General features: G+C 37.4%; 2 protein-coding genes. Both read left to right on the top strand.

Features of this window, described 5'->3' with window-relative positions:
* Entirely contained in the window at positions 1-4,911 is a 4,911-nt protein-coding gene (locus OD917_RS11730; protein ID WP_263523709.1) for a type IX secretion system membrane protein PorP/SprF, read from the top strand.
* Between the two features lie 137 nt (positions 4,912-5,048).
* The gene (locus tag OD917_RS11725; RefSeq protein WP_263523708.1) at positions 5,049-26,042 is read left to right on the top strand and encodes a T9SS type B sorting domain-containing protein; all 20,994 of its coding nucleotides are present in this window, start codon (positions 5,049-5,051) and stop codon (positions 26,040-26,042) included.
* The last annotated feature ends 22 nt before the right edge of the window (positions 26,043-26,064 follow it).

Here is a 26,064-nt window from a genome sequence, read left to right as displayed (position 1 = left end):
ATGAAGAAACTTTTACTATTCATCACTTTATTTTACGGTTTTTCAAGTTTACTCTATTCTCAAAATGCAGCTGAGGATGGAGTTGTTTCGTTTTCATTACCAATAAGAAATTCGTTAAAGTTTAATAGATATTTAATTAACCCAACTTTTAGTTTTGTTAGAGAATCAAACCCTTATGTTAGTTTTTATAATAAAAGACAATGGGTTCAGTTTGAAAATGCTCCACAAACTTATTTAGCAAACTATTCTGGTCGTTTCAGAGAGAATGAAGCTTTTGCAGTTGGCCTATTTCAACAAAATTATGGATTAATGACTGTTTTTGGTGGAGTTGCCAATTTCGCTCATAACATCGTTATCCAAGATGACAGTAATTTAACTTTCGGTTTAAACTTTGGCGTTTATCAAAGTGGTTTGAATAAAGGGAAAATTATCTCTGAGGATTCAGATATCTTAACAGGAGATTATCCTTCAAGTACATTACTAACAGTTAATCCAGGTATTAACTACGGTACAGATTTCCTTGATTTCGGATTATCGATTAACAACTTAGTACTTTATAATTTCGGATCAGGAATGGTAAAAGATGATCCAGAAAGAGCAATTCAATTGCATGCAATGTACACTGGATATATTGATAGCTACGGTTTTTTTGACAGAAGTAAATTTTCTGGAATCGTTAGAACAGAGATTAAAAAAGGGAATACAGTTATTTCAGGACTTGGAATGCTAGCACTTCAGCAAGGAGTTTGGGCGCAAGTTGGTTATAACACTTTATATGGAGTTTCAGCGGGACTTGGGGTTAATCTTTCTCCAAGCATTGCTATTGAATATAATTACGAAAGAGGAATGGGCAATTTCTCTAATCTAGGCGGTTCTCATGAATTTGCTATTGCCTACAAATTCAAAAATAGAAATTATTATTACGGAGATGACGATGAAGGTTCGATAATCGATCCAGCTAAGCCAAAATCAGTTCCAGCCAAACCAAAATCTGAGGCAACTCAGGTTAACAGAGCTGAAATCGCTGAAAAGAACAGATTGGCTGCAGAAGCAAAAGCACAAGCCGATGCTGAAGCAAAACAAGCAAGACTAGTAGCCGCTGAAAAAGTTAAGGCAGATGCCGAAGCAAAAGCGAAAGCTAAACTGGAAGCAGATAACAAAGCGAAGGCAGACGCTGAAGCAAAAGCGAAAGCCAAATTAGAAGCAGATAATAAAGCGAAGGCAGATGCTGAAGCTATAAAAATAAAACTTGCTGCAGATGCAAAAGCAAAAGCCGATGCAGCAGCTGCCGCTAGAGCACAGACTGCAGCAGCAAATAAAGCGGTAGCAGAAACTAAAAAAACACAAGCGCAATTGGCTGCTGATAAAGCAAGAGCTGATGCAGAAGAGCGCAGACTAAAATTAGCTGCAGATAATAAAGCTAGAGTAGATGCTGCGGCAGCTGCGAGAGCACAAGCGGCAGCAAATAAATCTGAAGCAGCAGCACAAAAAACACAAGAAGAGTTAGCAGCAGACAAAGCTCAAGCTGATGCTGAAGCAATGAAACTGAAATTAGCTGCTGACGCTAAAGCTAAGGCAGACGCAGAAGCATTACAAGCTAAACTAGCTTCAGCAGATAAGGCAAAAGCTGATGCAGAGGCTGCAAAAGCTAAAGCGGCAGCAGTGAGTGCAGCAGCACCAACACAACAAAAAACAGCTGCACAGTTAGCTGTAGAAAAAGCAAGAGCAAATTCTGAAGCAGCAGCAAAAATGAGATTAGCTGCAGCAGAGAAAGCAAAAGCCGATGCAGAAGCTGCAAGACAAGCAAGATTGGCAGCAGCAGAAAAAGCTAAAGCAGATGCAGAAGAACGAAGATTAAAATTAATAGCTGATAATAAAGCGAAAGTAGAAGCTGCAGAAGAAAAACGTAAAGCAGATGCAAAAGCAAAAGCCGAGGCTGCCGATATGCAGTCAATTTTAGCTGCAGATGCAAAAGCGAAAGCAGATTCAGATGCTTTACAAGCAAGATTAGCTGCTGAAGCAAAAGCAAAAGCCGCTGCAGAAGCTAAGACAAAAACATCTATTGATGCTGCAAACAGAGCTAAACTGACAGCAGATCAAAAAGCAAAAGTTGCAGAAGAAGCTGCGCTTAAAGAAAAATTAGCTGCCGATGCAAAAGCAAAAGCAGATGCAGAAGCGAGACAAGCACTTATAGCTGCTGAAGCAAAAGCGAAAGCTGACGCAGAAGCATTAAAAATAAAACAAGCTGAAGAAGCGAAAGCAAAAGCGGATGAAGAAGTTCGTCAGGCACAGTTAGCTGCTGAAGCAAAAGCGAAGGCTGATGCAGAGGCATTACAAGCGAAATTAGTTGCTGAAGCAAAAGCAAAAACAGACGCAGAAGCTGCGGCGAAAGCAAAACTAGATGCCGATGCAAAAGCAAAAGCAGATGCTGAAGCAGAAAAAGCAAGATTAGCATCAGAAGCAAAAGCAAAAGCGGATGCTGAAGCAGAACAAGCAAGATTGGCTGCAGATGCAAAAGCAAAAGCAGATATGGAAGCTTTACAAGCTAAATTAATTGCTGATGCCAGAGTAAAAGCCGATGCAGAAGCTACTGCTAAAGCAAAAGCGGAAGCAGAAGCTAAAAAATTACAAGAAGCAGAAGAAGCTCGCCAAGCGAAACTTGCAGCAGATGCTAAAGCGAAAGCTGATGCAGAAGCAGAAAAGGCAAGATTAGCATCAGAAGCAAAAGCAAAAGCCGATGCTGAGGCATTAAAAGTTAAGCAAGCTGCTGAAGAAAAAGCTAGAGTTGCAGAAGAAGCTCGTCAAGCAAAACTTGCGGCAGAAGCAAAAGCGAAAGCTGATGCAGAAGCAGAAAAAGCAAGATTAGCGGCAGAAGCAAAAGCAAAAGCCGATGCTGAGGCATTACAAGCTAAACAAGCTGCTGAAGAAAAAGTTAGAGTTGCAGAAGAAGCTCGTCAAGCAAAACTTGCGGCAGAAGCAAAAGCGAAAGCTGATGCAGAAGCAGAAAAAGCAAGATTAGCATCAGAAGCAAAAGCAAAAGCCGATGCAGAGGCATTACAAGCTAAGCAAGCTGCAGAAGAAAAAGCAAGAGTTGCAGAAGAGGCTCGTCAGGCAAAATTAGCTGCTGAAGCTAAGGCAAAAGCAGACGCCGAAGCATTACAAGCAAAACAAGCAGCAGATGAAAAAGCTAGAGTTGAAGAAGAAGCTCGCCAAGCGAAATTAGCTGCAGATGCAAAAGCAAAAGCAGACGCCGAAGCATTACAGGCAAAACTAGCAGCCGATGCAAAAGCAAAAGCTGATATGGAGGCTTTACAGGCAAAATTATTAGCAGATGCAAAAGTGAAAGCCGATGCTGAAGCAACAGCAAAAGCAAAAGCGGAAGCAGAAGCTAAAAAATTACAAGAGGAAGAAGCTCGTCAAGCGAAATTGGAAGCAGAAGCAAAAGCGAAAGCTGATGCAGAAGCAGAAAAAACAAGATTAGCGGCAGAAGCAAAAGCTAAGGCAGATGCACAAGCATTACAAGCTAAGCAAGCTGCTGAAGAGAAAGCAAGATTAGATGAAGAAGCTCGCCAAGCGAAACTTGCAGCCGATGCAAAAGCAAAAGCAGACGCTGAAGCAGAAAAAGCGAGATTAGCGGCAGAAGCAAAAGCTAAGGCAGATGCACAAGCATTACAAGCTAAGCAAGCTGCTGAAGAGAAAGCGAGATTAGATGAAGAAGCTCGTCAGGCGAAATTGGCAGCCGATGCAAAAGCAAAAGCAGACGCTGAAGCAGAAAAAGCGAGATTAGCGGCAGAAGCAAAAGCAAAAGCCGATGCAGAAGCACTTCAAGCAAAATTAGCTGCGGATGCAAAAGCGAAAGCAGATATGGAAGCTCTTCAAGCTAAACTTTTAGCAGATGCAAAAGCAAAAGCTGATGCAGAAGCTACTGAGAGATTAAAAGCAGAAGAAGAGACTAGACGATTGAAAGAAGAAGAAGATCGCCAAGCCAAATTAGCAGCAGAAAAAGCTAAGGCAGATGCGGAAGCAGCAGCTGCGGCAAAAGCGAAAGATGATACTGGAAAGGCTATCGAAAACTTAACTAAATCAGTTGAAGGCACTAGTCAAATACAGAATGATTTATTAGATCAGTTTAAAGCTACTGTTGCGAATAAGCAAAAAGACTTGAATGATTTAAAAGAGGAGAATGATTTAAGTGAAAAAGGAATTTATAAAGAGCCAAAACCATTCAAGAGTGTGGCGGCAGAGAATAGTCAAATTGAGTCATTAAAAGTTCAGATTGCAGATGCTAATAATAGCATGAAAAATGAAATTGCGAAGTTGACTAATCTTTATAATGACAGGCTTAAAAAATTCCCTAAAGATGATCCTTTGAATAAAGCTTATCTTGAAAAGATAAACGAATTGAAAGCGGCTCAATTAAAAATGGAAAGAGAAGGAGCTGCTTTAATTGCCGATTTGGAGCGTATTAAAACAGAAACAGAAATTGAGCGTAAACGTAGAATTAAACGTGCAGCTTATGAGAATGATGAAGGAAGATATAGTCAAGATTTAGCAGCTTTAAAACGTATAAAGGAGACAACGAAATTAAGCAGTACACCATTGACCGCAAATGATTTTGATTTTGGAGAAGAGCAGTCAAATATGCAGATTATTAAGAATATTAAAAATTCTGATAGCGGTTACTATTTAATTCTTGCAGTTCATAACAGTGTAGAAAAACGTGATGAATTCTTAACAAAAGCTGTCGCATCAGGACGTTCGGATGTTAATTTCTTCTACAATGTAGCAACAAGTAAATATTATATCTATTATGAAAAGTTTGATGGTTTACAAGAGGCAACCAAGGCACTAGAGGCCAAAGGAAATAAACCATATAATGGCAAAATGGCTATAGTAAAAGTTGAAAATTAGAAGAATAATTAATTGAGATATAAATGCTCTTCTTTGAAAAGAGGAGAGCAGGATAAAAATAAAATTTAAATAAAGAGCAGAGACTGTTTTTTAAATGCCCCTTTAAAGAGCAGCAGTTAAATTGAAACCATAGAAACATGAAGAAACCTACTACTTTAAAATTAGTTTTAGCTGTATTACTTTGTATTCAAAGTTTTGTTATTTACTCGCAAAAGAATTTCACCCCTCGTTTTGATACGAGTTTAAAAGGAGACATGCTTTTGATTGGTAACAACATTTTGAATAGAGATAATAATAAAAATGGTGAGAGACCAAATGATGCTTTTAATGCTACAAATCAAAACAACAATGACCTTACAATGGGATATATTGACGTCGATAATGACGCCAGTACATTCAGCTCAAGTTCGGCTACGTTAGCAGTTCCAAGTTCAAGCAGGGAATGTTATAAAATTGTTTATGCTGGGCTTTATTGGTCAGGTATTTATAGTAAAGCATCTGTAGATGATAAAACGGTTACTAGAAGTAATCTAGGATCAATTAAAGTTAAATTGCCTAGTCAGACTGCTTATACAGATATTACCGGTCAGCTTATCTATGATTATTATCCTTCTACTTCAAATGGTAGCCAAATGCCATATGCATATTATTATGACTTGACATCATTAGTGCAAGGTTTAGCAAATCCAGAAGGTGAATATACGGTTGCTAATATTATTTCGGCTAGAGGTAAAATTAATGGGGGTTTCTCTGCAGGATGGAATTTATTTGTTGTTTACGAAGATCCTAAATCTTCAGCAAAATATATTACAACATTCGATGGTTTGAGATGGATTGAGGCAAATAGTACTGCTGTAACATATACTATTTCTGGTTTTAAAACGATTCCTACTGGTACAGTAAAAGCAAAATTAGCTTTTGCGGCGCTAGAAGGTGACGTTAACTTAACTGGAGATAAATATTCTATTAATAATACAGATATTTCTACTACGGAGCGTTTAGTAAATAACTTCTTCAATAGTACAATCAATGATACTAATGGACCTTTTACAAATCGAAATCCCGCGAGTGGAAATACGCTAGGTTTTGAGGCAGGTATTTTAAATGTACCTAACCCGGCAACGACTGCAAATCCAGGGGGTAGTGTCATTAAAAATAATGATACTTCGGCTACGTTAAAACTTACCACAAGTGGTGATGGTTACGGATTGTTTTTTAATGCTTTTAACGTTGAGATTATTGAACCAAAAATTGTCTTAACTAAAATTGTAAAGGATGCGCTAGGAAATAATATTGGTGGACAAAATGTAACATTAGGCCAACAATTAAATTATGAAATTGGTTTTAAAAATACGGGTAATGATAATGCTACTTCATTTACCATTAGAGATGAACTTCCTATAAACATTATTTTTAATTATCCTGCAGATATTGTTTCTCTGCCAAGTGGAGTTACTGTTCAAAGTTATAATGCGACTACAAGAAATATTGTTTTTAAGGTAGATAATAGTGTTGTTAAAGTTGGTGATCCTGAAAAAGTAATCAGCTTTAAAGTTCAGGTTGTTCCAGATTGTAAAAGTTTGAGTGAGGCTTGTTCTAACAGTATCGACAACTCTGCGTATGCAACTTACAAAGGAACACAAAATACGGCTTTCACAATTTCTGATGACCCGAGTGTTAACACAAATACTGGATGTATCTTAGTTCCAAAAGCAACTAACTTTTTAGTAGGAGTTGACGGATGTAAGTATACAGACAATGTTACGCTTTGTGGCGATAGTATTAATTTGACTGCCGCAAGTGGTTATTCTGATTATACTTGGTTTAGTGATGAAGCACAAACACAACAGATAGGAAAAGGACAAACATTAAATGTAAAAGATCCTGGTACTTATTATGTGTACAATTTGGCAGCTGCTCCATGTAGATCTATTTATCAATCATTTGTTGTAACTCGTTTTGGTACTACGGTAGAAAATCCTATAATACCTTTTGCAGATCAGGTTGTAACTTGTTCTAATGATGGAAAAAAATTACCAAACATTTTCTTATGTGGTGGTAATGCATCTAAACAAATTACATTAAGTATCTCGGATGCCACTAGTATAGTTTGGGAGAAATTAACTGAAGGAGGAGCTTGTCTTCCTGTTACAAACCAAAATTGTGCTAATGACAGTGATGCTTGTAAAAATAATTGGTCAAGCGTAGGAAGTGGCTCTAATTATTCAGCAAATCAGGCAGGACAATTTAGAGTAACATTAAATTATGCGGGAGGATGTTTCACCCGTTTCTACTTTAATGTATACAGCAACTCTTTAACACCAACAGAAACTCATAAAGATATTATTTGTGGTGCGCCAGGAAGTATTACTATTGGAGGAGTTCCTGCTGGATACGAATATGCTATAAGTACAGATCCTAATGGAACACTTAGTGCTTATCAAACTAGCAATGTATTTCCTATTACTTCTCCAAACTCGTACACGGTTCATATTAGACAAGTTGGTGTAACAACTAATCCTTGTATTTTTACTGTTCCAAGTATTTTAATTAGAACTAGAGAATTAAACATTAGTACTTCGGTAACCCAACCAACATGTAGTACTGATAAAGGAAGCATTAAAGTTGGAGCTGAAAATATTGAACCTCAGTATTACTATTATATTTATAATAGTGGAGGAACTTTAGTAAATAGTTTTGGCCCATCACAAAATTCAGATTATACTTTTGCAAATTTATCTTCAGGCGTTTATAGCGTAAGAGTAACGAATGGTCCTGTAGGATCTACTCCTGCGCCGGCTTGTGATAAAACTGTACAAGTAACAGTAAATCCAGTTCCAGCGGGCTTGAATGTAACGGCAGCACTAACTGTTCCGTTGACAGCTTGTTCTAACGGAAAAATTGTTGTAACACCAACAGGAGGAACTGCACCTTATTATTATTTCATAAACGGATCTACATCATTCCAAACAACAAATGAAATTGATGTAACAGCAGCTGGCAAATATGATATTAGAGTTGTTGATGCTAACAACTGTAGCGGTACAACATCTATTACAGTTACTGCAAATCCGAAACCAACTTATACTGTTACGGCTTCAGAAATTTATTGTAGTGGAGGTACTTCTCAAATTACAGTAAATGTAACAAATGCTAATGGCTATACTTTAGAATATAGTAAAGACAATGGCGTAACATTTAGCAGTAATCCAGTATTCTCTAACGTAGCAGCAGGTACTTATAATGTTGTAGTGAGATATACTATGGCAGGTACAACATGTACAGATCCAGCTACTTCAATAACAATTGCAGCTCCAGCAAATTCTCTATCAGCATCAGCAGGTGTTGCTGAATTAGCAGGTTGTGATCCTTCTGGTAACGGATATGGTAAAGTACGTATTACTAATCCTCAAGGTGGAACTGCACCTTATACTTATAGCTTCGATGGAGGTAATACTTACATTACGTCAAATGAGGCTTATGTTGCACCTGGAACATATACTCTTTATATTAAAGATGCTAAAGGCTGTATCTACAGTATGCCAGGTGTTATTTTAGATCCAAGACCAGCAGATCCAACAATATCTGTTGGCGCTCCAGTTTATAATTGTAATGGTACTGCAACAAGTACGGTAACAGTTACAAGCGGTGGAGGTACAAATTATTCTTATGAGTATTATTTAGATAATGTATTAAATACAAATACACCTTCTAATGTTTTTGTGAATGTTCCTTCAGGATCTCATACTGTTTCAGTAAAATATAATTTAGTTTCTGTTCCAACTTATAGTAATTTATTACTTGAAGATTTTGGTTCTGGTGGAACTACAACTACTCCTGGTATTGCAGCTGCATATTGCTTCAATGACCAAAGAGTTAACCCTCCTTATACTTGTTCTTTAAACGGAACTCCAACTCGTTCTGTAGAGGATAACCAATATTCTGTTACAAGTTTCTTCTGGAGAAATGATAATGCATGGTACCACTTTACAGACCATACTACTAATGGAGCTGATCCAAACGGAAGATATTTATTAGTAAATATTGGAGCAGCAGCTGGAAATTATGGAGTTTTATATAGTAAACCAATTGTTGATGTTATACCAAATCAGCCTGTAATGGTTGATTTATATGTTGCCAATTTATTAAATGCGGGTGTTACTGGTGCAGCTCCTATAGTTCGATTTGAATTAGTGAATTCTGCTGGACAGGTTGTAGCTACTCAAGATACAGGAAAAATTGCCGAAGCGGCAAATGATCCAAACAGAACTAAATGGGTTCCAATTAACATTTCGTTAAATCCAGGAAATAATACTAATCTAACATTTAGAATTCGTTCTGGAAGTATTGAATATGGTGGAAATGATATCGTTATTGATGATATCTGGGTTCGTCAAATTCCTAAATCATGTATTAGTCAAAAAGATTTCCCAATTGTAATTGATAGCAACAAAGCTTTCAGCGCTTCAATTACAGGATTTAAAAACCTTACTTGTGCTGGATCTAATAATGGAGAAATCACAATAGCAGCTCAGAATTTTAATCTTCCTTACGGTTTCGACTATTCATTAGATAATGGCGCTACATGGGTAAATTCTAAAGTTTCTCCAGTTACTGCTACTGGATTAACTAATAAAACATACTCAATTAGAGTTCGTTTTGATTCATCAGCTTCAAGCTGTACTTTCCCATTCTCTCAAGTAATTACTGCTCCTGCAGCATTGGCTGTTACAGCTCGTGTTACAGCTCAGCCTACTTGTTCGAATGGTGCTTCTATTACAGCTACTGTAACAGGAGGAACACCTAGTTACCAATATGAATTAAGAGGATCAAACGGAACAACAGTTGTAGTTCCATTCCAGACATCAAATGTCTTTACAAATGTTGCAACGGGAACATACACAGTTGTAGTAAAAGATACAAATGCTTGTACTTCTCCAGCTTCAGCAACTGTTAACATTTCGTCTCCAACTGTACCAACGGCTACATTGGCGGCAAGCTCTGATTTATGTTACGATTCAACTAATCAGTCAACTCTTGTTGTTACAGCTACAGGTACTGGAACATTAACTTATAGTTTAGATGGTGGTGCAGCTCAAACTTCTAATACATTTACAAATGTTGGTCCTGGTACACACAATGTTTTAGTAACAGACAGCAATAACTGTACTGCTACGATAAGCAATATCGTTATTGCACCAGAATTGCAAGCTACTGCAGCAGTTACTAAAGTAATAGATTGTACAAGTTCTCCAAATGCTCAAATTACGGTTACTATTACAGGAGGAACTAGTGCTTTCACTTATAAAGTGAAAAGAAATGGCAATTATGGTTCATCAAATAATGTAACAGGTAATTCATTTGTTTATACAGCAAACAATACAGGTACATATACTTTTGAAATTACAGATGCTAAAGGATGTGTTACTACTACAAGTGCAACAATTAACGCTCGTACAAACCCTACTGTAACAGCAACTAAAGTTGATGCTACATGTAATGGTGCTTCAACAGGTTCAGTAGAATTAACTGCTGCTGGTGGATCAGGTACTTATACATACTTGTTCTACAATAGTACAACTACACCTGTTCCAACTACATATACGACTCAAACAAGTTACACAGGTTTAGCAGCTGGAACTTACAATTATAGAGTTATGGACAGCGGTACATGTACTTCTGCAGTTGGAAGTATAACTATTAACCAACCAACAACATTAACAGCAACAGCATCTGCAACAGCATTTTCTTGTAACACATCAAATGTTAAGCAGTCTGCTACTGTAACAATTGCAGTTCCTACGACAGGAACATCTCCATATCAATATAGTTTTGACGGTGGTACAACTTTTACAAGTACACGTACATTAACTGTTACTGATAATGGAACAAATCAGACAATTTCTTATGTAGTTAGTGATGCTCAGGGTTGTAAAACTCCTGTTCAAACTATTACAATAAATAGATTAAACCCTCCTACTGATATTACATTTAGTGCAAATGCAGTAACATGTACAGCTACAACAACTACTGTTACAGCAACTGCTACAAATGGAGTAGGAACATTAACATACGCAATTACATCTCCAACCGCTTCTATAGCTTCTAATACTACTGGAGTATTTTCAGGATTAGCTGCTGGAACTTATAATTTCAGAGTTACAGATGCTAACGGATGTTATTTCGAAAAACCATATACAATTAATGCAGTAACTCCTATTGCAGTAGTTGGAAATAAAACAAGCGATGCTCTTTGTAAAGGAGGAGCAACTGGATCTGGTACTTATACAGTATCTGGAAATGCTACTGCAGGTGCTTACACATTTACGTTAACTGCAGGAACTTTAGGATCAGGTACACTTACTAAATCAGGAAACACATTAACATTATCTAATGTTGTTGCTGGTACATATACTGTTAGAATAACAGATTCTGCAACAGGTTGTACTGCTACTGCAAGTATTGTTATTGGAGAGCCTGCAAATGCTGTAACATTTACAGCTGTTGCAAGCAATGTTAACTGTAACAATGATAATTCACAAATTACGGTTACTGCAACTGGTGGTACACCAAATTACACATACGCAGCAGTAAAATCTGGAGCAACAGCTCCAACAGTTTACGATGCAAGTAATGTTGTTACTGTAGATACTAATTCTGGTGCAGATTTAGTTTGGGATGTTTATGTAAAAGACACTAACGGATGTATTGCTAAAAATGCCGTTACTGTTGCTAAAGATAATCTTCCAACGGTTACAGCTACAAACGGAAATCAATGTTCGGCTTCTGGTAATTCATTTACTATTACAGCAACAGGAACAGGTTTAGCTCCTTTAATGTATAGTATTGATGGAACTTCTTTCCAGACTTCAAATGTATTTAATGTTCCAGCTGGAACTTATACAGTAACAGTAAGAGACAAAAATAACTGTACAGCTACTACAGCTACAGCACTTACTATTTACCCACAGTTAACTACTGTAGGTAGTGTTACAAAAGAATTAGATTGTACTACTACTCCAAATGCAACTATTACAGTTACAATTACAGGAGGTAGATCACCTTATACTTATACAACGAAAAAAGGATCTGGTACTGCAAGTGCTCCAAGTGCTTCAATTACTGGTCCGACATTTACTTATTCAGTTACTCCTGCAAATGCAGATACTTATACTTTCGTAGTTACAGATGCTAACGGATGTCAAAGTACAGCAGTAACAAAAGTAGATCCAATTACAAATCCAACTGTTACAGCAGTTCAAACAAATGCTAGCTGTAATGGCGCTTCAGACGGATCTGTTACTTTAACAGGTGCAGGTGGATCTGGCGGATTTACTTATAGCAACAATGCTACAACAGGATTTACAGCTAGTCCAACATTCGCAGGATTAGCAGCTGGTAATTATACTTTCTATGTTAAAGATAGCAAAGGATGTACAGGTTCAGTAGCTGTGACAATCACTCAACCAGCTACTTTAGCGGCTACAATTGCTACAGTGCCATTCTCTTGTAACACTTCAAACGGAAAAGTGGCAGGAACAGTTACAATTAATGTTACTGCAGGAACAGGTACTGCACCATATCAATACAGCTTCAACGGAAGCGGTTATAGCTCAAATAATGTATTAACATTAAATGACAACGGAACGGATCAAGCATTTACATACGCAGTTAGAGATGCAAAAGGATGTCCTGTAACAGGTTCAGGAACTCTATTGAGATTGAACCCTCCAACAGATTTAACTTTTGCTGCTCCAGCGGTAACTTGTACTGCGACTACAACAACTGTTACTTTAACAGCTGTAAACGGAGTAGGTGCGTTACAATATGAAACAATTGCTCCATCTACTGTAATTATTGCAAAACAAACATCTAATTCATTTGCAAATCTTGCTCCTGGATCTTACACTTTCAGAGTAACAGATGCAAACGGATGTTATTATACAGAACCTTATGTTGTAAGTCCTGTAACACCTATTACCGTTGTTGGAAACAAAACAAGCGATGTTCTTTGTAAAGGAGGAGCAACTGGATCTGGTACTTACACAGTATCAGGAAATGCTACGGTGGGTGTTTATACATTCACTTTAACAGCAGGAACATTAGGTTCAGGAACACTTACAAAATCAGGAAATACATTAACATTATCTAATGTTGCTGTAGGGACATATACAGTTCAAGTAACAGATACTGCAACAGGTTGTACAAACACAGCAAGTATCACTATTGATGAGCCAGCTGTAGCTTTATCTGCAACAGCAGTTTCTACAAATGTGAATTGTAATAATGATAATGCACAAATCACGGTTACTGCTTCAGGTGGTACACCAAATTATACTTACGCTTACGCGCAAAGCCCATCGACTGTTCCTACATCTGCATATGTAAATAGTAACGTATTGACAGTTGATACAAATTCTGGAGCTAATTTAGGTTGGGATGTTTATGTAAAAGATGCAAATGGCTGTACAACGAAAACTCCAGTTACTGTAGTTGTAGATGCATTACCAGCAATTACTAACGTAACAGTAAACAATCAATGTGCAGGTTCAGGAAGTACATTTACAATTACAGCAACAGCTACTGGTCTTGCTCCATTATCTTATGGAATTAATGGCCCAACTGGTGCTTTCCAATCAACTGGAACATTTACAGTTGCTGCAGGAACTTATACAGTATATGTAAAAGATAAAAATAACTGTGTTGTGGCTGCTACAACCACTACAACAGTTTATCCTCAGTTAACAGCTGCGGGTGCAGTTACTAAAGAATTAGATTGTACTGCTACTCCAAACGCTACTATTACAGTAACAATTGGTGGAGGAAGATCTCAATACACATATACAGTACAAAAAGGATCAGGTACTCCAAGTGCTCCAAGTGCTTCAATTACTGGTCCAACATTTACTTATTCAGTTACTCCTGCTAATGCAGATACTTATACATTTGTAATTACAGATGCTAATGGATGTCAAAAAACAGCTGTAGTTACAGTGGATCCAATTACAAATCCAACTGTTACTGCGGTTCAAACAAACGCTAGCTGTAATGGCGCTTCAGACGGATCTGTTACTTTAACAGGTGCAGGTGGATCTGGCGGATTTTCTTATAGCAACAATGCTACAACAGGATTTACAGCTAGTCCAACATTTGCAGGATTAGCAGCTGGTTCTTATACTTTCTATGTTAAAGATAGCAAAGGATGTACAGGTTCAGTAGCTGTGACAATTACTCAGCCAGCTACTTTAGCGGCTACAATTGCTACAGTACCATTCTCTTGTAACACTTCAAACGGAAAAGTGGCAGGAACAGTTACTATTAATGTAACTGTAGGAACTGGTACTGCACCATATCAATACAGCTTCAACGGAAGCGGTTATAGCTCAAATAATGTATTAACATTAAATGACAACGGAACGGATCAAGCATTTACATACGCAGTTAGAGATGCAAAAGGATGTCCTGTAACAGGTTCAGGAACTCTATTGAGATTAAACCCTCCAACAGATTTAACTTTTGCTGCTCCAGCGGTAACTTGTACTGCGACTACAACAACTGTTACTTTAACAGCTGTAAACGGAGTAGGTGCGTTACAATATGAAACAATTGCTCCGTCTCCAGTAATTATTGCAAAACAAACATCAAATGCTTTCGCAAATCTTGCTCCTGGAACTTACATGTTTAAAGTTACAGACGCAAACGGATGTTATTATACAGAATCATACACAGTTAAGCCAGTAACGCCAATTACTCTTACAGCTAATAAATTAAGCGATGTATTATGTAACGGTGGTAACACAGGATCTATCAGATTAAATGTTGCTGGTTTTGGTTCTACTTATTCTTATACAGTTAACGGTGGAACAGCGGTAACAGGTGTTAATACTGCTACAGTTACTTTACCTAACTTAACTGCTGGTACTTATGCAATTGTAGTAACTGACGAAGTTACAGGTTGTACTGCTCCAGCTTCAATTACAATCAACGAGCCAGCAGCGGCTCTAGCTGCAACATATGCTACAGTAAATGCTAACTGTTTTGTTGGTACTTCTGAAGTTACAGTTACTGCAACTGGAGGAACACCAGTTTACAGATATTCATTTGTACAAGATGGTGCTGCAGTTGGAACATATTCAAACAATAATAAAGCAAACTTAGATCCAGCGGTTAATTTAAACTGGGATGTTTATATTATTGATGCAAATAATTGTACATTCAAATTAGATGTTACAATTGCAAGAGATGCTGTTCCTACAGTTACAGCTTCTGCTACAGGTCAATGTTTTGGTGTAGGAAGCTACACAATTACTGCAACACCAGGAGCAGGTCTTGTTGCGCCTTTATCTTATAGTATAAATAATGGTGCATCTTATCAGGCAGGTAATACTTTTGTAATTACTACACCTGGAAATTACACGGTAAAAATTAAAGATGGTAACGGATGTACTGCAAATAGTAATGTAGTTATCGTTGATACTAAATTGACACTTTCAGCAGTGTTGAATAAAGATATAACTTGTAGTGCGCCAACTGCTGCTCAAGTTACTCTTACTGCTGGTGGCGGAAATGGAACTTATACTTATACTAGTTCTCCAAATACAGGAACTTTCGCAGGAAATGTATTTACAACAAATACAGCAGGAACTTATACATTCACCGTTACTGACGGAAATGGATGTCCAGCAACTGCTAGCGTTGTTATAACAGCTCCAGTGTTTCCTGATATTACAGGTGTAACACAAACTCAAGTTATTAGCTGTAACGGAGATAATTCGGGAGCTATTTCTATTACTATTGACAATTCAAAAGGACAAGCTCCATTTGTATACAATGTTTTAAATACAACTACAGGCGTTGATTACGGACAACAAACTTCTGGATTGGCAGCAGGTGATTATGTAATTACAGTTACTGATGCTAAAGGATGTACAGATACATTCCCAATAACAATCACCCAGCCAGATCCTATTTTAATTGATTACTCAACAACACCTTTAAGATGTAATGGTTCTGGAATTACTCAAGGAACAATTACTATTAATTCAGTAGTAGGAGGAACACCTCTTTATGATTATTATGTAACAGGAATCAACAATTATAATAAATCAATTACAGGACAATCAGGAGGAAGTGCTGTTTTTGAAGTAGTTGATTTCGGTTTATACCAAATTAGAGTTGTAGATCAAAATGGATGTACAGCACAAATTTCAAATGTATTGATTGCCGCTCCAGTTAATGAACTTGATATTCAAGTTGATGTAACTGCAAATTGTGCAGGTGGTCAAGCAACAGTTCGTATTCTATCTGCTTTCGCAGGAAATGGTCCATTCCATTTTAACATCTATAATGGTCCAGGTCAAGTTTGGACTGCTGATGGTGTTGGTGGATGGCAAGGAGAAATTCCAGCAAACAGTAAAACAACTACTTTTACAGGACTTACTCCTGGTAAAACATATTCATTCATTGTTTATGATGAGGATACACGTTGTTATTATTTCCAATCATCTAATGGACCAATTCCAACTAGTTCAACTTTAGTACTTGATACTTTTGTTCCTAGAAACATTACATGTACAGGCGCAAATGATGGAAACGTAAGTTTTACAGTTAGAAATAATTATGCAACACCAGTAGATATTTCTTATGATATTATTAATGCATTTACAAACGTTTCAACTGGAAATACAGGTACAAGAACAATAGCAGCTGGAGCATCTGCAGTTATTAATTTAGCTGCTGCTACACCACTACCTGTTGGAAGTTACTATGTATTGGTAAGTGAAACTTCTGGAAGTAATGTAGGATGCGGAATTTCTTCTGCAAACTTTAATATTGAAGAATCTCCAGTAGAATTGTCAGTTACCGCTTCAGTTTCTAAAACTGCAAACTGTAATGCTAATTCAGGAATTATTACAGCTGTTGCAAAAGACGGAACAGGGCCATACACTTATTTATTGTTATTAGATACAGATCCTACACCTACAGCAACTACTGCTGGATGGGCATCTGCTAATACATTTAACAGAAATGCAGGAAACTATATTGCTTATGCAAAAGATGCTTACGGTTGTATTAAGTCTGCTGCTGTTACATTGGATAAATATACAGACCCAACAATTACTGCTCCAGCAGAAATTTGTTACGATGGTAATCCATTTATAATAACAGTTGGTGGAAATGTAGATCCTGCTATCGCTGGAGCTGCTACTTATAGTGTAAATGGAAGTACTTTCCAAACAAGCCCTGACTTTACGTATAATGCTCCAGGTACTTATACTTTAGTTATTAAAGATGGAAATGGCTGTACTGCAACCACTACTTACGAAGTTAAACCACAGTTACAATTAAGTGTGGAATTAACAAAAGAATTGGATTGTACAGTAAGTCCAGCTGCACAAATTACTTTAACGGCTACAGGAGGTTACAATACAAATTATACTTATGAGTATTCTACAAATGGTGGAGGAAGTTATATTACTATGACATCAAATGTGCTTACAACAAGTGTATTAGGAAATTATATTTTCAGAGTAAGCGATGATAAATTGCCAACGGCTTGTCAAGCTACTGCGACATTTACATTAGACCCTCTTCCAAATACTGTGTTTACAACTGCTCAGACAGATGTAAGCTGTAATGGAGGTACAGACGGAACAATTACAGTAAATGTAACTTCAGGAGTTGGTCCTTACCAATACCAATTAGATAGTGGATCATTCCAAACATCAAATGTATTTACTGGATTATCTGCGGGTACATCATACATTATTACTGTTAGAGATGCTAAATCTTGTGTTTTCCCAAGTGCAGCAATTACGATAAATGAACCAGCAGATTTATCTGCTAGTTCTACGATTACAACAGCATTAGTTTGTAATACAGGAAATGTTCCAAGTAAAGCGGTTGTTACTGTAACAGGTATAGATGGAACTTCTCCATACTTATATAGTTTTGATAATGGAACGACTTACACAAGTGAAAATACATTTGAAACTTACGTAGGTACAACATTTGATGTTTTAGTGAAAGATGCTAAAGGATGTATCTATACTTTAGTAAATGGAGTTAATGTTCCAGCATTAAACCCACCTACAATAACAACTATCACTGGAACACCAGTTTATTGTGCACCTATTGCTAATACAACAAGTACAGTTACTGTTACCGCTACTAACGGAGTTGGTTCATTAGCTTACGCGATCTTATCTCCTGCAAGTTCTACTGGAAATGTTTCAGGCGCTGCTTCAGGTGTATTTACAACATTAGCTCCTGGTACTTATTTATTCGAAGTAACAGACTCTAACGGATGTAAAGATCAAAAATCATATACTGTTGATCCAGTAACAAACATTACAATTGCAGGACAATTAGTTAGGAATGTTGTTTGTAACGGAGAATCAAATGGTGCTGTGAAATTCACAGTTGCTAATTATGGGACAAGCTATACAGCTGCCTTAACAGCAGGTGTAGGTACACTTGTTCAAACAGGAAATACGGTTGATGTTACAGGTCTTGTTCCTGGAACTTATACTGTAACAGTTACAGATGATACTACAGGATGTACAGCATTTACTTCTGTAACAATTACGCAACCAACAGCGTTAGTTCTTAATCCAGTAACTAACATAAATGCAAATTGTAATTTTGGTGCAAAAGTTTCAGTTGCTGCTGCAGGAGGAACTCCAAATTACAAATATCAATTTGTTGAAGATGGAGTTACACCAAATCCATTAGATTACGATACTATGGCAAATGCAGTATTAGATCCAACAGTAAATACTCAATGGGATGCTTATGTAATCGATGCTAACGGATGTGAGACTAAATTGGATATCACAATTGATACTGATCCGCTTCCTGCTATTGATTTGACAGCATCAGTTTATTGCTACACAGGTGGACCAGTTCCAATCACTATTTCAGGATCAGGTGTTGCACCTCTAATGTATAGTATTGGTAACGGATATCAATCTAGCCCTAACTTTGTATTGAATGCGCCAGGGAACTATAAATTCTATGTTAAAGATGCAAACGGATGTATCGTTGAAGCTCCTTATACATTAAACCAAGAGTTGTTATTACAAGCTACTTTGACACAAGATTTAACTTGTGCAGGATCAGCTACTATTACATTCTTAGCAACTCAAGGAACAAACTCTTACACGGGAGGATATGAAGTTGACTATAACGGTGGAGGATATAATCCTGTAACATCTCCTTACACTGCAACTGCAGCTGGAACTTATACTTTCAGAGTAACAGACAGTCAAGGATGTCAGGCAGTATCTGTTCCAGTAGTAGTTACACCAACAACAACTCCAACAGCAACATTCACACAAACAAATGTGAGCTGTATTGGAGGAAGTGATGGAAGCATTATTGTTACTGCTGCAGACGGTATTTTACCATACCGATACAGAATTAACGGAGGAACTTTCCAAAGCTCAAACATATTTACAGACTTAGCAGCTGGAACTTATAATATTGAAGTTCAAGATGCTAAACAATGTACATCAATAATTGTAACGGCTACAATTACTCAACCAACAGCTCTTGCAGCGACAGGTACATTGACACAAAGCTTAACATGCGGAACAGGAAATGCTACTCAACCAGCAATTGTTACAATAAATGTAACTGCTGGAACAGGAACAGCTCCTTACCAATATAGCTTCAATGGAGGAACAAATTACAGTGGAACAAATACATTCACTACTTATAACTCAGGAACAGTTACAGCATACGTAAAAGATGCTAATAACTGTATCATTGCGGTGCCAGTTGATGTAATTGTACCTGCATTGAACCCTCCAACAGATATGGACATTACTGGTACACCAGTTTATTGTTCGCCTGTTGCTAGAACAACAAGTACTGTAACTATTAATAGTGTAACAAATGGAATTGGAACACTTCAATATGAGATTCTTTCTCCAGTTGCAGTGGCTAAACAAAATTCTAATGTGTTTGTAGGTTTAGCACCAGATACTTACTTGTTCCAAGTAACAGATGCAAATGGATGTACTTATAAAGAATCTTATACTGTTCTTCCAGTAACAAACATTACAATTGCAGGACAATTAGTAAGCAATGTTGTTTGTAACGGAGAATCAAATGGTGCTGTGAAATTTACAGTTGCTAATTACGGAACAAGCTATACAGCTTCATTAACTGCAGGTACAGGTACACTTGTTCAGACAGGAAATACGGTTGACGTTACAGGTCTTGTTCCTGGAACTTATACAGTAAGGGTAGTAGACAATACAACGGGATGTTTAGCAACTGCTTCTGTAACAGTTACGCAACCAACAGCATTAGTTCTTAATCCAGTAACTAACATAAATGCAAATTGTAATTTTGGTGCAAAAGTTTCAGTTGCTGCTGCAGGTGGAACGCCAGTTTACAAATATCAGTTCGTTGAGGATGGAGTTACACCAAACCCATTAGATTACGATACTGTTGCAAATGCGGTATTAGATCCAAATACAAATACTGAGTGGGATGCTTATGTAATTGATGCTAACGGATGTGTTGCTAAATTGGATATCACAATTGATACTGATCCGCTTCCAACAATCAATTCATCTGCTGGATTGTATTGCTATGCAGGAAGCCCAGTTCCAATCACTATTACAGGAACAGGTGTTACGCCTTTCACTTACAGTATAGGTAACGGATACCAATCTAGCCCTAACTTTGTATTGAATGCGCCAGGAAACTATAAATTCTATATTAAAGACGCAAACGGATGTATTGTTGAGTCTCCTTACACTTTACGTCAAGAATTGTTATTGCAAGCTACTTTAACACAAGATTTAACTTGTGCGGGATCAGCTACGATTACATTATTGGCAACTCAAGGAACTTTAACTTACGCTGGTTTCGAGGTTGATTATAACGGAGGAGGATATTTCCCTGCAACATCACCTTACACTGCTACTGCAGCTGGAACTTATACTTTCAGAGTAACAGACAGTCAAGGATGTCAGGCAGTATCTATTCCAGTAATAGTTACACCAACAACAACTCCATCAGCAACATTCACACAGACAAATGTGAGCTGTATTGGAGGAAACAACGGAAGCATTATCGTTACTGCTGCTAATGGTATTTTACCATACCAATACAGAATTAACGGAGGTACTTACCAAAGTTCAAATATCTTTACAGGCTTAACAGCAGGAACTTATAACATTGAAGTTCGCGATGCGAAACAATGTACATCAGTAATTGTAACAGCTACGATTACTCAACCATTAGCTCTTGCAGCAACAGCTGTTTTGACACAAAGCTTAACATGTGGAACAGGAAATGCTACTCAACCAGCAATTGTTACAGTAAATGTAACTGCAGGAACAGGAACAGCTCCTTACCAATATAGCTTCAACGGAGGAGCAAATTACAGTGCAACAAATACGTTCACTACTTACAATTCAGGAACAGTTACAGCTTACATAAAAGATGCTAATAACTGTATCATTGCAGCACCAGTTGATGTAGTTATCCCTGCATTGAACCCTCCAACGATTAGTACAATTAACGGAACCGATATTTATTGTGCTCCGACAGCTAATACAACTAGTACAGTAACTGTAAATGTTACAAACGGAGTTGGTCCATTGCATTTCGAGATTCTTTCTCCAGCAAGTGCAACAACAAATACTTCGGGAGCTACTAGTGGTGTGTTTACATTACTTGATGCAGGTACTTACTTATTCCAAGTAACAGATGCTAACGGATGTAAAGACCAAGAATATTACACTGTTAAACCATTGGTTAACATTACAATTGCGGGTCAATTAGTTAATGATGTTAGCTGTAATGGTGGTGCAAATGGTTCTGTGAAATTTGACGTGAATAATTTCGGTACGACATATACTGCTGCATTAATCGGTGGTCCAACAACTGGAACTATTACACAAGTAGGTAAAGTTGTAACTTTAACTAATTTACCAATCGGTAATTATACAATTGAAGTTACAGATCAAGTAACAAACTGTAAAGCTAGTGCATCAGTAACTGTTGGTCAACCATCAGTATTGACATTAACTGAAACAGTAAATGTTCATGCAAATTGTAATTCAGGTGCAAAAGTAAGTGTAACCGCTGCAGGTGGAACTCCAAACTACAGATATGCATTTATCGCTGGAACTGGAACTCCAACAGCGGCTGATTATTCTAATAACAATAATGCGGTATTAGATCCAGCAGTAAATACAGCTTGGAGAGCTTATGTTATCGATTCTAATAATTGTGAAACATTTATTCCAATTACAATTGTGATGGATCCATTGCCAAGTGCAATTACTGCTAACGTGACAAGCCAATGTCCAACAGCAGCAGGTGAATATACATTTACTGTTAGCGTTGGTTCAGGTGTTGCACCTTATGAGTATAGCATTGGAAGCGGATTCCAATCTAGTCCAACATTTACAGTAAATAAAGCAGGTACTTACGATATTACTGTAAGAGATGCGAATGCATGTACAGCAACTGCGACAGCAGCGGTGACTATTTCACCAGCATTACAACTTAATACTGTTGTAAATGCGCTTCCAAGCTGTACATTAAATAATGGTAGAATTACAGCAACTGCTTCAGGTGGTTCTGCAACAGCAAATTATAGATATACTTTAGATGGTGGTGTTATTGTAAATACTACACCAGCAGTATTCAATAATGTTGCGCCAGGTACACACATTGTAAGAGTAAGAGACGTTGTTACAGGATGTGCATTCCAAGTAACAGTTGAAATTGCTCCAGCAACAGTGATAACAGGATTTGCATTGCAAGGAACAAATGTTTCTTGTAAAGGCGGATCAGATGCGTCAATCACTGCTACATTAGATCCAAGCAGTGCAGGTGTAAATGATAATCCAGTTTATACTTATACATTAACAGGTACGACTGCTTTAGGTGTTGCGGTAAATAGACCAGCTCAAACACTTAATGTATTCGAAAACCTTCAAGCGGGAGATTATACAGTGACTGTAACATCTGGAAGAGGTTGTCAAGATTCTGAAGATATTAGAATTATCGAAAACCCTGTAATTACAGTAGCTGCTCCAATTATTGCACAATACGGTTGTGCAACTGGAACAAATACATCAGCTTATGCTACGATTACTGTTGCTACAGTAACGGGTGGTTCAGGAAACTATGTAACATACGAGTTCTTGAAAAACGGTGTAGTAGTTCAAAAAGGTGCAGAAAACGTATATACTGAAGCTGATTTCTTAGGGGGAAGCTATACTGTAAACGTTTACGATGACAATGGATGTATGGGAACTACTGCTGCAACATCAGTTATTACTCCATTTATTAGCTTAGATGCTGTAAATGTGAATGTAGATACAGCTGTAACTTGTACTTCTAACGAAGACATCACAGTTACTGTTACATCAACAGGTGGTACTCCAGTACTTCTTAACTATACAGTTACTGGTACAAACGGAAATACATTCAGTCAAACAAATACAAGTGGTGTATTCACAGGATTAACAATAGGTGAGTATCTAATTACAGTTAATAACCCAGCGACAGGTTGTTCAATTCAATCAGTACATTATGTTAATAATCCTAATACTTTCGATATTAAAGCAGTAACAGTAAACGGACAAATTTGTTATGGTGCTGCTAACGGAAGCGTTGATTTAACTTTTGTTGATAATCAATTGAACCCAACAAATGATGCTGGTGCATTCAACTATGTAATTACTGGTCCAGTTCCAAGCAACGGAACAACAACAAATGCAGGTCCACTTAGAATTTCTAATTTAACTGCAGGTCAGTATACAGTTACTGCGACATTGGTTAACAATCCATTCTGTACTGTAAGTACTCTGTTTACAATAGAGCAGCCAGCAGTAGAGTTAGAATTGACAACTACTAAATCAGATATTACTTGTGCTGCAGGTAATAATGACGGTGAAATCTCGGCATCTGCTGCAGGTGGTTGGGATAATAAATATGAATATCAATTGGTATTGAACGGAACAATCTTAGTAGATTACTCTCAACAATCTGTATTCCCTGGATTATCTGCAGGTACTTATACAATCAATGTTAGAGATAATGTAGGATGTATTGATACAGCAACAGAAGTATTAGTTGTTCCTGCTCCAATTGTGATTAATGCAACAGCAAGTGCGACAATGTTAACTTGCTACGGAGACAAATCTGCTGTAATTACTGTAGATCCTCCAACAGGCGGACAAGGAAGTAACTACATGTATACTTTAAATATTGAATCAGCTAATCCAGTAATTTCTTCTGGACCACAAACTAGTCCAATTTTCACAGGATTAGGAGCTGGAACATATAGTATAACAGTTACAGACGGATTCAGCTGTTCAGCAACATCAACAAATATTGTAATCAGTGAACCAACTGAGGTAGTTCCAAGTTTAGTTGAAGCAACTTCACAAACTTGTTTAACTCAAGCAACCTTAACATTAAGTGCAGTAGGTGGAACAGCTCCATATACTTATAGCACAGATGCTAATTTTGCAACAACAATAGGTTCATTCGCTTCATCAGTTACATTCCCAGTTGCTGTTGGTAAATACAGCTACTATGTAAAAGATGCTGCTGGATGTGTTGGAATTGTTTCAAATGAAATCGCGATCGACGCATTAGAGCCACTTGATATTGATGTGGATGTTACAAATGCAGTTGTGAAATGTACAGGAGAAGCAACAGGAGTTATCGTAGCTGAAGCTAAAGGTGGATTAGGAAACTATGTTTATACTTTAGAAAATACAGCAGGTGTTATCGTTCAAGGCCCACAAGCAAGCGGTACATTCGATAACTTAGTAATTGGAGATTACGTTGTAAAAGTAGTAAGTGGAGATTGTAACGATGCATCAGCAACAATTACAATTAATGAACCGCCAGTTGCTTTACAAGCTAGTTTCGATGCAACAAATGTTTCATGTTTCGGAGAAAACAATGGTAAAATTGTAATCACTGCAACAGGAGGAACAGGAGTTATTAAGTATGCAATCTCACCAGACTTAAATCAGTTTGATTCTAAATCAACATACGATAGACTTTCTCCAGGAACTTATATCGTGATTGCTCAAGATGAAAACGGTTGTTATGTAAGAGCAGATATTGAAATTACACAGCCTAATCCAGTTATTATAACTGAAGTTCCAAACTCTATGATTCCAGAAGTTTGTGACGGAGACAAAGACGGTGCATTCAGTATTGAAGTTAAAGGCGGTACATTACCATATAGCGTAAGTTTAGATAATGAAAACGGACCATTTACAGTAGGTGGAGCTACTCAGACAACATTTGATTTCACAAATCTTGCTGGAGGAACACATACAGTTTATGTGAAAGATGCAGAAGGATGTACAGTTCAGTTTGTAGAAAACATGCCAAGTGCAGTAATTCTAAACCCAACTGCTGAAGTAACTTACGATTGTGTGAATAATGCTCAAGCTAATATGGTTGTAGTAACAATTGATGATTCAATTACAAACCCAGCTGATGTTGATTACTCACTTGATAATAATGGAACATTCCAGCCAAGTAATGTCTTTACAAATGTTGCTCCAGGAAGCCACTTCATTGTAGCAAGACATACTAACGGATGTGAAGTGCCAACTGCAATTTTTGATGTGAACGCAGTTGACCCAGTAAGTTTAATTGATGTAACAAATCAAAGTAAAGACATCAACATGATCGTAGTGAAAGCTTCTGGTGGTGTTGCTCCTTACGAGTATAGTTTCAACGGAGAACCATTCTCTTCATCTAATAGTTATAGAATCTATAAAACAGGCATTTATAAAGTTATTGTGAGAGACAAAAATGGTTGTGAGGCAACAATCGATGTTAATGGAACATTCTATGACTTCTGCTTGCCAAACTTCTTTACACCAAATGGTGACGGACAAAATGATACAGTTGGTCCAGATTGTGGTGCATTGGCTTACAAAGAACTAACGTTCGATATTTATGACAGATATGGTAGAGTAGTAGCGAAATACCATGTAGGTGAAAAATGGGACGGTAGATACCATGGAGACGAATTGCCAACAGGTGATTACTGGTACGTTCTTAAACTAAATGATCCGAAAGATCCTAGAGAGTTTGTTGGACATTTCACATTATACAGATAACAAAATTATAGCCCCAATGATG

This window comes from Flavobacterium sp. SH_e, from assembly GCF_025717045.1.
In the GTDB taxonomy this organism is placed as follows: domain Bacteria; phylum Bacteroidota; class Bacteroidia; order Flavobacteriales; family Flavobacteriaceae; genus Flavobacterium.
The sequence above is the reverse complement of the archived record's forward strand: the minus strand, read 5'-3'. Positions and strand labels throughout refer to the sequence as shown.

What these genes read in the sequence shown, in the direction of transcription:
- OD917_RS11730 (WP_263523709.1), top strand. Translation starts at nt 1, where the DNA reads ATGAAGAAACTTTTACTATTCATCACTTTATTTTACGGTTTTTCAAGT.
- OD917_RS11725 (WP_263523708.1), top strand. Translation starts at nt 5,049, where the DNA reads ATGAAGAAACCTACTACTTTAAAATTAGTTTTAGCTGTATTACTTTGT.